The following is a 13352-nucleotide window of genomic DNA, read 5'->3' on the forward strand; positions in this document are numbered from 1 at the left end:
TGTTAGTCAGAAGTTCATAAGAGAATATAGAAATATCACCTTCTCATTATATGCCAATGTTCTGTTTACATCAATGAATCTATAATTTTCCATCTGCTTCATCTTGGATTTTTGTACTCACTCTATTGAAACTTATTACATACACCAATAGAAGTCCTTTCTTAGACTATTCACTTGGATTTTCATTCTTCTTATAAAAAGCCTGCTACACTCCCTAAAAACAATCCCAGCACTTCAAATTTGTCATACATCAAAGCCACCCCTTTACTATATAAACAAAAATAGGGGCCCTTTTGTTACACTTATTTTCAAGAAATCTGTTCAAATCCAGATTATTACTGATTTTTAAAAAACACACTGAAAAATCACCAGTTTCATATTTTACTTTTCTGGTGCATCTGTAACAAAAAAGTGCAGGCTAAGATTTCCTGCACTTTTCATACTTCTTATTTAAACCGGTTGATTTCTTTCTTCACCATTTGATGGAGCTGATTGAGGTCTGACACATCTCCATACTCTATGAGCTTATTCAGCTGACTCTGGAATCTGGATGCTTCCTGAATCTTCCCCATGGACATGAGAAAGAGAATATCATTCATAATTCTGGATACTAAAGCGGACTTCACTTCAAAGAGCTTCTGGGCATCCTTGATTTCGTCTTTGATGTCCAGCATGGTCTCATCCAGCTGATAGGCGGATTCTGCTGCCGCTTTCAGTTTGATTTTGATATGTTCCGGAATGCTTTGCTTATACTTGTAGTTCAGACTATGTTCTGTCACCGCCCAGAAGTTCATCGCAAGGGTTCTGATCTGGATTTCTCCGATGACATTTACCACTCCGGATGCCATATTGACGGGATACTCGATGATCATATGATAACTTCGGTATCCACTGGGCTTCACATTGGTGATATAGTCCTTCTCATAAAGAATCCGCATATCGCTTCTACCACGAAGCAGCTGCACCACTGTTTCAATGTCATCCACAAACTGCACCATGATACGGATTCCTGCGATGTCTTCCAGCTCCTCTGCAAGACGGTCATGGGGAATCCCGAACTTGTTGGCTTTCTCCAGCATGGAGGAAACCTCCTTCACACGGCCCGTAATAAACTCAATGGGAGAATAATCATTTTTTCTGCGGTATTCTGTACGAATGGCCCGAAGCTTCACTTTGAGCTCCTCCACTGCCTGTTCATAGGGAATCAAAAATGTTTTCCAATCTTTACTGGCCATGAAACACACCTCTCACATATCTCCAAAATCCATACACTGGGTTTTCTCAGTATCTCTTTCCATTATAGCAAATTAACGGCAAAGAATTACTCTTTTTGTGAAAGAAAGGACGCTTTACGGATGAGAGACCTTGGCAACAGCTTTACGAGAACTGGGACTGCTTTCTCAAAGGTGCCAGGCACCACCACAGCTTTCCCTCTCCACATGCCAAGATAACCCACGTCCGCCACCTTTTTGGCTTCCATAAGAAATGCCATGGCCGCATCGGTCTTCTTCATCTGTGCTCTTTCCTGAAAGCCTGTCTTTACAGGTCCGGGGCACAGCGCGCTGACTTTTATGCCATAGGGCTTCAACTCTTCGTGCATGGCTTCGGAAAGACTGAGCACATAGGCCTTGGATGCATAGTAATTGGCCATGACCGGGCCCGGCATAAAGGCTGCAAGAGATGCCACATTCATCACATAGCCAAATCCTCTTTCTGCCATGGCAGGCACAAAGCGTTTGTTCATCTCCAAAAGAGAAAGCACATTGAGTTTCACCAGATCCTTCTCCGTCTCAAGATCTGTATCTTTCAGTCGTCCAAAGGTGCCAAAACCTGCGTTGTTCACCAGATAATCCACCTGTATTCCTTCTATTTCCAGCTCTTCATATATTTCCAGCGGAGCAGCCTCATGCGTGAGATCTTTCGATAGTATCAAAACTTTCACGCCATACTCACTTTCGATGCGCGTCTTGATTTCCTCCAGCTTTTCCTTGGTCCTTGCCACCAGCACCAGATGGATGCCGTCTCTTGCAAAGTTCAGTGCAAGCTCCAGCCCAATCCCCGATGTGGCCCCTGTGATTAATGCATATCCTTCCATAGTAACTCTCCTCCTCAGGTATTTTTCTTTATTATACTTCTCAAACCTTACAAATTACACAAAAATACTGCCTGGAAAATAATCTTCCAGGCAGTAGTAATTTTTCTTATTTCAGGAGGTCTTTTACCATGGATACCACATTTGGCACATTGAATCCAAACTTCTCCATGACCAGTTCTCCAGGTGCGGAAGCACCAAAGGTGTCAATACCAAGTATCTTTCCTTCATCTCCCACATATCTTTCCCATCCTAATGGATTGGATAGTTCCATGGCCAGTCTCTTCTTCACAGAAGGATTCAGGACTTTTTCCTTATAAGCCTTGTCCTGCTTCTCAAAGAGATCCCAAGACGGCATAGAAACTACAGCAGCATCAATGCCTTCTTTCTTCAGCTCCTGCTGGGCTTCGTAAGCCAGGGGCACTTCAGATCCTGTAGCGATCAGAAGTACGTCGCTGACTTCCTTCTCAGATGGAGAAGCGATATACGCACCTCTCTTCACACCTTCCACCACTTCTTCCATAGGAAGTGGCATGGTGGTGAGGTTCTGTCTGGACAGTGCCAGGATTGTTGGTGTACTTTCTGATTCCAGCGCTACTTTCCAGGCTGCATAGGTTTCATTTCCATCTGCAGGTCTTAGTACGGTAAGGTTCGGCATAGCTCTGAAAGATGGCAGATGCTCGATAGGCTCGTGGGTAGGTCCGTCTTCTCCAACAGCAACACTGTCGTGAGTAAACACATAGACGACAGGCAGTCCCATCAGCGCAGAAAGTCTTACTGCAGGTCTCACATAATCTGAGAACACGAAGAAGGTTCCACCAAAGACGCGAAGTCCTCCATGAAGATGCATACCGTTCATCATGGTTCCCATGGCAAACTCTCTGACACCAAACCAGATGTTTCTTCCGCTTCTGTTTTCTGCAGAGAAATCTCCTGCTCCATTGATGGTTGTTTTGTTGGATCCAGCAAGATCCGCTGATCCGCCAAAGAGGCTTGGAAGCTTCTTTGCAAAGTAGTTGATGGCTTCACCAGAAGCATTTCTTGTAGCTACACCCTTGCCTGCGGCATAGGATGGAAGATCTGTTGTAAAGTCCTCTGGAAGCTTTCCGGAAATGGCATCCTCCAGTTCTTTTGCAAGTTCTGGATAAGCATTCTTATATCCTTCAAACAGTTCATCCCAAACCTTGTTTCCAGCTACGCCATACTCTTCGATGTGTCCCTGGAAAGTGTCGTAGGCTTCCTGTGGTACAGTGAACTCCTCATGATTGTACTGGAAGAATTCCTTAGTGATCTTGACTCCTTCTTTTCCAAGTGGTGCGCCATGAACCTTAGAAGTTCCCTGATTTGGTGCTCCCATACCAATGATGGATTTGATTTCAATGATGGTAGGCTTGTCTTCTACCTTCTTTGCTTCCTTGATGGCTTCATCCACAGCCTCGAGATTGTTGGCATCGTCTACTCTCAGATAATGCCATCCGTATGCTTCATATCGTTCTTTGACACTTTCTGAGAATGACTTGTGAAGATCTCCATCCAAAGAGATGTCATTGGAATCATAAAGAAGAATCAGTCTGCCGAGCTTCAGGTGCGCTGCCAGAGAAGAAGCTTCATGAGAAACCCCTTCCATCAGATCTCCATCTCCGCAAAGAGCGTAGGTGTAGTGATTTACGACATCATAGCCGTCTCTGTTGTACTTTGCTGCCAGATGGCTTTCTGCCATGGCCATACCTACAGCCATACCGATTCCCTGACCCAGTGGTCCTGTGGTGGCTTCTACGCCTACAGTGTGACCATACTCAGGATGTCCTGGTGTCTTGGATCCCCATTGTCTGAAATTCTTCAGTTCTTCCATGGAAAGTCCGTATCCAGCCATATGCAGCATGGAATACAGGAGAGCGGATCCGTGGCCTGCAGAGAGCACAAAACGGTCTCTGTTGAACCAGGTAGGATTTTTAGGGTTATGCATCATGTTCTTTGCCCAAAGGACATAAGCAAATGGAGCTGCTCCCAGGGGAAGTCCCGGATGTCCGGAGTTTGCTTTCTCGATGGCGTCAATAGACAGCGCACGGATGGCATTGATGGTTAAGGCATCATTATTGTTGTACATGTCAACCTCCAAATATTTATTGGTGCGTTTCTATTTTTCAACGCACCATGTTCTTGTGTTACGTTTTAATAAGCACCGGATCAAAGCCGATGTAGTCACAGGATGTGAGGATATATTCTACCCCTTTTCTTTCTCCTGTCATGACCCTCTGAAGAGATTTTCCATGAAGATGTCCATAGATGACTTTTTCCACGCCGTACTCCTCAAAAATATCGGTGAACTCAGAATCTTTAAAAGTTTCATTCACTGGCGGATAATGAATCATAACGATGAACTTCTGGAACCCCTTTTTCTTTGCGGCGTCCAGAGACATTTTCAGGCGCAGGACCTCTCTTCTGAATATTTTCTCATCTTCTTCTTTGAACAGACTGCTCCCTGGAATCACCCATCCGCGTGTACCACAGATGGCATAGTCTTCATAGGAAAAGAAGTTGTTCTGGATGAAATCCATATTGTCATACATACTGTTGAGCTTCGTGATGCTGCCCCACCAGTAGTCATGATTTCCCTTGATGATGATCTTTCTGCCAGGAAGACCTGCCACAAAATCCAGTTCTTCTTTACCACCCTGAAGTTTCATGGACCAGGAGAGATCTCCTGCAAGAAGGACTGTATCCTCTTCTTTGACTTTCTTCAGCCAGTTTTCCCGGATTCTCATATCATGATTTTTCCATTCCTCTGAAAAGACATCCATTGGCTTGTCTCCACTTAAGGAAAGGTGCAGGTCGGAGATGGCATATAGGGCCATTAGCCTACCAGGAGGACTCTGTAGATTTTCTTTTTGCCCTTCTTGACCAGGACATAATCTTCCTTGAAATCCTCTTCCTTCAGTTTATGCTGAAGATCTGTGATCTTCTCTTCATCGATGGACACGCCACCTTGTTCCATGTTCCGTCTTCCTTCTGCTTTGGATGGGAATACTCCACCTGCAAGGAGATTTTCCAGAAGGGTTTTCTCAAGATCTGATTTGGTAATTTTAATGGTAGGCACATTGGTAAGGTCTGTTCCACCACCAAAAAGAGCTTCTGCAGCGCTCTTTGCCTTGTCTGCTTCCTCTTCTCCATGAACGAGCTTGGTCACTTCGTAGGCAAGAAGCTTCTTGGCTTCATTGATGTCCTGTCCTTCGAAAGCTTCGATACGCTCGATCTCATTGATGTCCACAAAGGTGAGAAGCTTCAGGCACTTCACCACATCCCGGTCATCCACATTTCTCCAGTACTGATAGAAATCATAGACTGGTGTTTTCTCCGGATTCAGCCATAATGCACCATTTACGGTTTTACCCATCTTCTGGCCTTCAGAGTTTGTCAGAAGAGTACAGGTCATGGCATAGGCGGTTTTTCTTTCTTTTCTTCTCACAAGATCAATACCTGCCAGCATGTTGGACCACTGGTCGTCTCCCCCCAGCTGCATGGTGCAGCCATGGTTCTGATTAAGATACAGGAAATCATATCCTTGCATCAGCATATAGTTGAACTCCAGAAAAGACAGTCCCTTTTCCAGTCTCTGCTTGATGCTTTCGGCACGAAGCATGTTGTTTACGGAGAAATGAACGCCGATGTCTCTTAGGAACTCCACATAATTAAGATTCATGAGCCAGTCTGCGTTGTTTAGAAGCAGAGCTTTGTCATCAGTGAAATCAATGAATTTCTCCATCTGCTTCTTGATGCCCACAATATTCTTCTCAATATCTTCTCTGGACAGCATGGATCTCATATCTGTTTTACCGGATGGATCCCCAATCATGGCAGTTCCACCACCTACCAGAGCAATGGGCTTATGTCCAGCTCTTTGCATATGGGCCATAAACATCATCGCAATGAAGTGTCCTACATGAAGACTGTCTGCTGTAGGGTCAAAGCCAATATAGAAGGTGACTTTTTCTTCCTCGAGGGCTTTCTTGATTTCATCCTCATGGGTCAGCTGCTTGATATATCCTCTTCTTTGCAATTCATCAAATACACTCATTTTTACAACTCCTGACGATTTATACTACACTTTAGTATAGTGCCTATTTGCTCAATTTTCAAGGTTCCCATAATTAGTGGACTCAGGAGAAAATGAGCACCGTTTCGATACCATAGTCCCAAAGAACACCCGAAGTGTTTACCAAAAAGTCCAGCAAACATTGCCTTGAGAAGCTATGAACAGTTTCTGGAATAATTTGCTTGTATGAATCGCACAAGATAACTTCCACTATATGCTCCAGGACATAGCCATAGGCAGATTCACATACTCTCTCCGGATCTTTGGGATGTATACAGTATTTCTCTTCAATCAGAACTGTACCACGATTGCATAAAATCGCTTTCCTAGTAAGCTAATCCTACCGTTTCATTCTTGAACTCGTCATTTTCGATGACACTTAACAGAAAATGGGCAAGATCTTGCCTGGAGATTTCTTTTCCCCCACGGGGAACTCCTTTGGGCGTCTTCCTGTACACCTCAGTCAATGGTCCTTTTGTCAGCGCCAGCGGTCTTGCAATCGTATATTCTAATCCACTGGAAATAATCGCATCTGCTGCTAATCTATGGTCATGGATTGCATGCTTGAGGAAGGACTTTACAATGAAGTTCATGACAAACGAGAACTCATCATGTATGCCTGCTGTAGATATCGTGACAATTCGACTGATGTGGTTTTCATTCATACTTTTGATGATGATTTCAGTCATTTTTGTAATGACCGTCTCTTTAGCCATTTTCATAAATATGGATCCAGTTTGTCCTGTGGCGCCTAATAAAAATATATTCATTTTACCCTCCCTGATTCCTATTTGTGACTGAGTTTCTCACTATCTTCTTTCTGTATATAAGTATATCTCATGGCTTATCGTATTGTGCAAAAAAGTCTTTAAACTTTCTGCTTGGAGTAACAGACGCACTACTTGGTCCTCCTGCACAGCTGGAAAAAACAAGGAGGAAGTCCAAAAAGACTCCCCCCTGACAACACAGTTATGAAGAATGCACAAAAAGCTCCAACAAAATTGGAGCTTTCAAAAAAGGCTAACTTAACACCTTATATTTTTCAAGTTCAGAAACTGCCAGTTCCCCTTCATCATGCATTGCAATATAAAGATCAATTTCATGCGCTTCGGAGAATTCCTGGAGTTTTTCAAAGATCTTATCAGAGCTTTCACTTTTTTTGTCCATACCATTCAGCAGTCCATCCACAAAAATCGTGGTGACATCATAATTGGTGGCGATGATTCCACAGAGGAATCCATAGATTGACCTGTAATCTGTGAGTGCGTATTCGTCGGCGTTGATGAAACGGATGTCCCTGTCCAGTTCATGGATGGCACGGGAATCGTCATCTACAAAAACAACATTGCCTTTGGCTGTTTTGGCTTGTTCATTGGCAAGAGACACCATCTTTTTGCTTTTTCCGGATCCTCTCTTGCCATAAATTACCTGTATCATGTCAATCACTCCCTTTGAATATTAGGTTTACTTGAAAACCTTTAACTATGACTCCATTATATAATTATCCGAAAATTTAGTCAAACAGAAAACTCCCATTCCATTGATGGTTTTGCCCTATTTTCTCCCTTCTGCCATCAATGTTATGAGAAGAAATCGAATACCGCCTAAAATATGGTAATGATATTTTATCATTCGGCATTTTTTTCACTTTATCCCGTTCACATTGTGGGAATTATCTGATATAATAAAGTTGCCGTAAGGTAATAATATTTAGACACAGTACTTTTCTTAGTATTCCAGGCCTTAGCCTCAGAAGTTCCAAGAAATACTGTTGCTAAGGAGGAAAAAACATGGAAGACAAGAAAATCATTTGCAGAGACTGCGGAAACGAATTCACATTCACCGTTGGTGAGCAGGAATTCTACAAGGAAAAGGGATTCGAAAACGAACCAGTTAGATGTCCTGACTGCAGAAGAGCAAGAAAGAACGAAAAGATGAACTCCAGAAGATAGTCTTCAAGGAAAGGTAGTTACAATGTAACTACCTTTTTTTGTGCAAAAAAGATATAATAGATAAAAGAATGCCAAGAACGCTCTTCATAGAATGAGCATCACCTCTTGGTAAATATAACTGAGAAGTTTTGGAGGACGACATATGGAAGAGAAAAAGAAAATTGTATTCAGTGCAATCAAGCCTTCTGGGGAGATCACCCTTGGAAATTATCTAGGTGCTATAAAGAACTGGATCAGATTTCAGGACGACTATGAGTGTTATTACTGCATCGCAGACCTTCATGCCATCACAGTAAAGCAGGAGCCAAAACTCCTTCGTAAAAGAGTTCTGGAGATTCTGGCCATCTATATTGCCTCCGGCCTGGATTACGAAAAAAGCACCCTCTTTGTGCAGTCTCATGTTCCAGCACATTCCGAGGCATCCTGGCTCTTGACCTGTACGGCAAATATGGGGGAACTGTCCCGAATGACCCAGTACAAAGACAAAACAGCAAAACTGAAAGAAAACACATCCATCTCTGCAGGACTTTTTAACTATCCAGTACTCATGGCTGCAGATATTCTGATTTACAATACGGATTTTGTGCCCGTAGGCATCGACCAGAAGCAGCATGTGGAGCTTGCTAGAGATATCGCTCAGAGATTCAATTCTAATTACAGCGATACTTTCGTACTGCCCGAAGCAAAAATCTCAGAAAGCGCTGCGAAGATCATGGATCTTCAGGATCCGGAAAAGAAGATGTCCAAATCAGATGACAACGAAAACTCCTATATTCTTGTCTTGGACAAACCTGAAGTCATCAGAAGAAAGATTGCAAGAGCTGTCACAGACTCTGTAGGCGTTGTCAATTACACCGATGATCAGCCTGGCGTTAAAAATCTGATCAACATCGTCTCTGCGATAAAAGGAATCAAGCCGGATGAAGTGGTGAAACTTTTCGAAGGAAAGGGATATAAAGAGTTCAAAGAGTATGTGGCCGATACCATCATTGAAGAACTGAAACCTGTACAGGAGAAAGCCAATGAACTTCTATCCGAGAAAGAGAAGCTGGAGAAGATTTATGGTGAAGGGGCTATGAAAGCGAACTACCATGCCATAAAGACTTTAAGAAAGATGCAGAAGAAAGTAGGTCTCCTTCCCCCAGTACGCCTGTAGAAGATGAGGAGCTCATAATGATCACTTATGAGAAGTACGCAAATACTTATGATCTTCCGGATGGATTTTTTGAAGGATGGCCCAATCCGCCGAGTAAAGAAAAACATAGAGAACTTCTTGAAAAAAGCTACCTTTCTCTGGTAGCCTTGGATGGAACTGCCATTGTCGGATTTGTGAATGTCATCAGCGATGGTGTGCTCAGCTGCTATATTCCCCTGCTAGAAGTGCTTCCTACATACAGAAACCAAGGAATCGGAAAAGAACTTATGAAAAGAACTCTCCGTGAGCTCTCAGAGTTCTATATGATTGATCTCTCCTGTGATGAGGATCTTCGTCCATTTTATGAAAGCATGGGTATGAAGAAAACTTTAGGGATGATGCACAGGAACTATGAAAAGCAAAGCGGAAAATGAATCAAATCAAATAAGGCATCAGAGTTTTATTGGCTCTGATGCCTTTTCCATTCCTTATTACAGATCTACAGCAGCTGTTTCAGCTCCTCTAGAATAAAATGCACTTCGGGACCAATAATCACCTGCACATGGCCCTCCTGCTTCAGAACTGCCATGGCCCCCATGCTTCGAAGGCGCTTGTCGCTGACTTTTTTCTCATCCATAACATCCAGGCGAAGCCTAGTAATGCATGCATCCACCTGAAGAATGTTCTCCTGCCCTCCACTGGCCTTTAATATGGTCTTGGCCAGCTTCTTATAGTTTCTGGAATAAAGAGTGCTTTCCTCTTCTTTTTTCATTTTCTTCGGTTCCCGTCCTGGCGTTAATAGCTGAAACCTCTCTATGGCAAAAGAAAAAGAAAAGTAGTAGAGAAAAAACATGAGGATCCCAAGAATCAGAAGCATTCCCATATTCTTTGACATAGGCATCCTTAAACTGAGAAGAAAATCCGTCAGACCTGCACTGAAACTGAATCCGGCAATCCACTGAAACTGGGCGGTAAGATAAAGAGATACCCCTGTAAGAAAAGCATGAAGCACATAAAGAGGTGGAGCAACAAACATGAACGAAAACTCCAACGGTTCTGTGATTCCGGTAAGAAAAGAGGCTACTGCCGCAGTGCCCATGAAGGAGCGGGTTTTACGTTTCTGCCCTTTCATGGCAGATTTTCCCATGGCAAGGGCTGCGCCGGGAAGTCCAAACATCATGATGGGGAAAAAACCTGCCAGGTACTGCCCTGTCTTTCCATATTCGCCAATTCCCTGCCAGAAGTTTCCAATATCGTTGATGCCGATGACATCAAACCAGAAGACAGAATTTAAGGGATGATGGAGTCCCAGTGGAATGAGCAGTCTGTTGAGGAATCCATAGATTCCCGCCCCCAAAGGACCTAAGGCACTGATTCTTGTGCCAAATACAATAAGCCCTTCATATAGAAGGGGCCAGATGTAATACAGAGGCAGACTTACAAAAACCATGGACAGAGCGCTTATGATAGGCACAAAACGCTTTCCACCAAAGAAGTTCAGACCAGAAGGGAGCTGCAGCGTGCTGAAACGATTGAACATATATGCGCCAACAAGCCCTGAAAGGATTCCCGTAAACTGATTGCCGATCCTTGAGAAGGCCTCGCTGACTTCCAAAACAGGAATCTGCTGATACTGTGCCACAGACTCTGTAGAGAGCACTCTTGTAAGCACAAGATATCCTAGAAGTCCAGAAAGTGCCGCCGATCCATCTCTCTCCTTAGCCATGCCAAGAGAGACACCCACTGCAAAGAGAATGGGCACATGGTCTAAAATAATAAGTCCTACCTGGACCAGGATTCTAGAGAATAGAAAACCATCTCCGAACCCCAGTGGATCCATCCAGTACCCGATACCAATCAAAATGGCCGCCGCAGGAAGAACGGATACCGGGAGCATCAGCGCCTTCCCAAGTCTTTGGAAAAGCAGTAGCATTCTTTTTCTTAGTGCATGAAAATGCATCATCTTGAGCTGATGGCCTTATTGATATGCACCATGAGGTAGACCATCTCCTGCAAGGTCACCTCATGATGAAAGTTCTTGTAGACAAACGTCTTGATTTTCTTTTCTACAGCCTTATAACGCTTATCTTTTTTCATGAACATCTCGTAGAATTCTTCCACCTGATCCTCTGTACTGGGTTGCTTTAATAGAATTCTTTTTGCTAGAAATTTCAGATGAGAGTTGAGCCTTGCCAGCGAGATCTCATCCTCGTCAAAATCAATATCAAAAATATCTTCAATGATGTCCACAACACCGCTGGTGAAGAGAAATATCTTGGATATGCTTTCCTTGTTCTCTCCGAGTGAAGCATTCACCATATGCATGGTCACATAACCAGCTTCATGTTCTGATAGAAGAACCCCAGTGGCATCCTTTATGAACTGGAGCCCTTCAAGGCCTACCTGAAACTCTTCAGGATACAGACTCTTGATTTCATGCAGCATAAGATTCGGTATCTCCAGCCCGCTTTTTTTTCGTTCCACTGCGTAGGTGATGTGATCAATCATCCCTATCAAAGCCTGCATTGTCATCTGAATCCCCAGGACATCTTTGGCCCTGTCCCGGATCTTCTGGGCAGCGTCAATAAGCTCCATGGGCGTATCCCCAAAAAGCCTATAGAGTCTATCTTTCCCATCCTCCCGGACCTCATACACCTTCTCGATGCGGTCTTTTGAAACCAGATCCCCCAGTTTTTTCTGGAATCCGATACCTGCACCTGTGAGGATCATTTCCTCTCCGTTCTCAGACCGGGTTGCAACGATATTGTTATTGAATATCTTGATTATCCTCATCTACAACCTCCCATGGAACACTATACTCTCTATTATAGTAGTTCTTCCAGTTTTTTCCTAGTGGAAAGGCACTGCTCAAAAATTCAAATGGTGCAAAAAGTTTGTGCATTTTGTCAATGGAATCCTTTCCATGAAACACGTAAGATAAGAGTATGTTGAAAGGAGCTGAAGCAATTGGCTAGTTTAGAATTAAAAAATGTTTGGAAGAAATATCCCGGAGATGTGGTTGCAGTTAAGGATTTTAACCTTACAATAGAAGATAAGGAGTTCATCATCTTTGTCGGTCCTTCAGGCTGCGGTAAGTCCACTACACTTCGAATGATTGCAGGACTTGAAGAAATCTCAGATGGTACCATTATGATCGGTGAACGCGTCATCAATGATGTGGACCCCAAGGACAGAGACATCGCCATGGTGTTCCAGAACTATGCGCTCTATCCTCATATGAGTGTTTATGACAATATGGCCTTCGGACTGAAACTGAGAAAAATGTCCAAAAAAGATATAGACGAAAAAGTAAGAGAAGCCGCAAAGATTCTTGATATTGAGCATCTTCTTGCAAGAAAGCCCAAAGCTCTTTCTGGCGGACAGAGACAAAGAGTGGCCCTGGGACGTGCCATTGTAAGAGATCCGAATGTCTTCCTCATGGATGAGCCGCTTTCAAACCTTGATGCGAAGCTCAGAGTCCAGATGAGAACAGAAATTTCCAAGCTTCATCAGAAGCTGCAGACTACTTTTATCTATGTAACCCATGACCAGACGGAGGCTATGACCATGGGTACCAGAATCGTTGTCATGAAAGATGGACTCATTCAGCAGGTGGACACACCTCAAAACATCTATGACAATCCTGCCAATATGTTTGTTGCAGGTTTCATTGGTTCCCCACAGATCAACTTCCTTCCAGCCACAGTAGTTTCTGAAGGTGGAGAGACACTTCTTGCTTATGATACTGTAAGAATCCCTGTCTCCAAAGATCAGGCCAAGAAGCTCACTGAAAGAAAGATGGAAGGCAAAGAAGTAGTCATCGGTGTTCGTCCTGAAAACATCAGCTACGAACAGGAACAGATTGAAAAATGGGGCACTCCGTCCTTTGATGCCAAGGCTGAAGTTACTGAAATCATGGGCGCAGAGTCCTATGTATACCTGACCAACAAACTGGATAACATCACCATCCGTGTCAACGGAAACAGCAGTGTGAAGCCAAACCAGGTAGTGAAGCTTGCCTTCAACGGGGAAAAGATTCACGTGTTTGATAAAGAAACGGAAGAAACCATATTCTAACAA

Annotated in this window: 13 protein-coding genes; 4 read left to right on the forward strand and 9 right to left on the reverse strand. The window is 43.5% G+C overall.

Annotated elements, in window-relative coordinates:
* Nucleotides 1–446: 446 nt before the first annotated feature.
* The 7 genes from T487_RS0102625 to T487_RS0102655 all read right to left on the reverse strand — a co-directional run bounded on the left by T487_RS0102625 (nt 447) and on the right by T487_RS0102655 (nt 7622).
* Nucleotides 447–1235 carry a GTP pyrophosphokinase gene (locus T487_RS0102625; protein ID WP_031573682.1) on the reverse strand — a complete coding sequence of 263 codons (789 nt, stop codon included), beginning with the start codon at nt 1233–1235 and terminating at the stop codon, nt 447–449.
* An 86-nt stretch (nt 1236–1321) separates the two neighbouring features.
* Nucleotides 1322–2095 (reverse strand): SDR family NAD(P)-dependent oxidoreductase, encoded by a 774-nt coding sequence (locus T487_RS0102630; protein WP_031573685.1) that lies wholly within the window; start codon nt 2093–2095, stop codon nt 1322–1324.
* A gap of 106 nt (nt 2096–2201) precedes the next feature.
* Entirely contained in the window at nt 2202–4199 is a 1998-nt protein-coding gene (gene tkt, locus T487_RS0102635) for a transketolase (protein WP_031573688.1), read from the reverse strand.
* 58 nt (nt 4200–4257) lie between these two features.
* Nucleotides 4258–4947 carry a metallophosphoesterase gene (locus T487_RS0102640; RefSeq protein WP_031573690.1) on the reverse strand — a complete coding sequence of 230 codons (690 nt, stop codon included), beginning with the start codon at nt 4945–4947 and terminating at the stop codon, nt 4258–4260.
* Entirely contained in the window at nt 4947–6167 is a 1221-nt protein-coding gene (gene tyrS, locus T487_RS0102645) for a tyrosine--tRNA ligase (protein ID WP_031573693.1), read from the reverse strand. Before tyrS ends, T487_RS0102640 begins: the two co-directional genes overlap by 1 nt.
* A 344-nt stretch (nt 6168–6511) precedes the next feature.
* Complete coding sequence (locus tag T487_RS0102650; protein WP_051651449.1) at nt 6512–6955, reverse strand: NAD(P)-dependent oxidoreductase; 444 nt, start codon at nt 6953–6955, stop codon at nt 6512–6514.
* Nucleotides 6956–7205: 250 nt separating this feature from the next.
* Complete coding sequence (locus T487_RS0102655) at nt 7206–7622, reverse strand: hypothetical protein (RefSeq protein WP_031573697.1); 417 nt, start codon at nt 7620–7622, stop codon at nt 7206–7208.
* A gap of 353 nt (nt 7623–7975) precedes the next feature.
* Between T487_RS0102655 and T487_RS0102660 the strand changes: the two genes are divergently transcribed.
* From T487_RS0102660 to T487_RS0102670, 3 genes are all read left to right on the forward strand, one after another.
* On the forward strand, nt 7976–8137 hold the full coding sequence (locus tag T487_RS0102660; protein WP_031573700.1) for a zinc-ribbon domain-containing protein: 162 nt from the start codon (nt 7976–7978) through the stop codon (nt 8135–8137).
* Nucleotides 8138–8279: 142 nt separating this feature from the next.
* Entirely contained in the window at nt 8280–9293 is a 1014-nt protein-coding gene (gene trpS / locus T487_RS0102665) for a tryptophan--tRNA ligase (RefSeq protein ID WP_031573702.1), read from the forward strand.
* Nucleotides 9294–9310: 17 nt separating this feature from the next.
* On the forward strand, nt 9311–9706 hold the full coding sequence (locus T487_RS0102670) for a GNAT family N-acetyltransferase (protein WP_031573705.1): 396 nt from the start codon (nt 9311–9313) through the stop codon (nt 9704–9706).
* Nucleotides 9707–9771: 65 nt separating this feature from the next.
* Here T487_RS0102670 and nagE read toward each other — a convergent pair whose 3' ends face one another.
* Complete coding sequence (nagE, locus tag T487_RS0102675; protein WP_341349272.1) at nt 9772–11235, reverse strand: N-acetylglucosamine-specific PTS transporter subunit IIBC; 1464 nt, start codon at nt 11233–11235, stop codon at nt 9772–9774.
* Nucleotides 11232–12065 (reverse strand): PRD domain-containing protein, encoded by an 834-nt coding sequence (locus tag T487_RS0102680; RefSeq protein ID WP_031573711.1) that lies wholly within the window; start codon nt 12063–12065, stop codon nt 11232–11234. The genes nagE and T487_RS0102680 overlap by 4 nt, the downstream gene beginning before the upstream one ends.
* Before the next feature lie 174 nt (nt 12066–12239).
* On the opposite strand from T487_RS0102680, the gene T487_RS0102685 reads away from it, so the two are divergent.
* The gene (locus T487_RS0102685; protein WP_031573713.1) at nt 12240–13349 is read left to right on the forward strand and encodes an ABC transporter ATP-binding protein; all 1110 of its coding nucleotides are present in this window, start codon (nt 12240–12242) and stop codon (nt 13347–13349) included.
* Nucleotides 13350–13352 lie beyond the last annotated feature (3 nt).

It is taken from the genome of Proteiniclasticum ruminis DSM 24773, from assembly GCF_000701905.1.
GTDB classification, from domain to species: Bacteria; Bacillota; Clostridia; order Clostridiales; family Clostridiaceae; genus Proteiniclasticum; species Proteiniclasticum ruminis.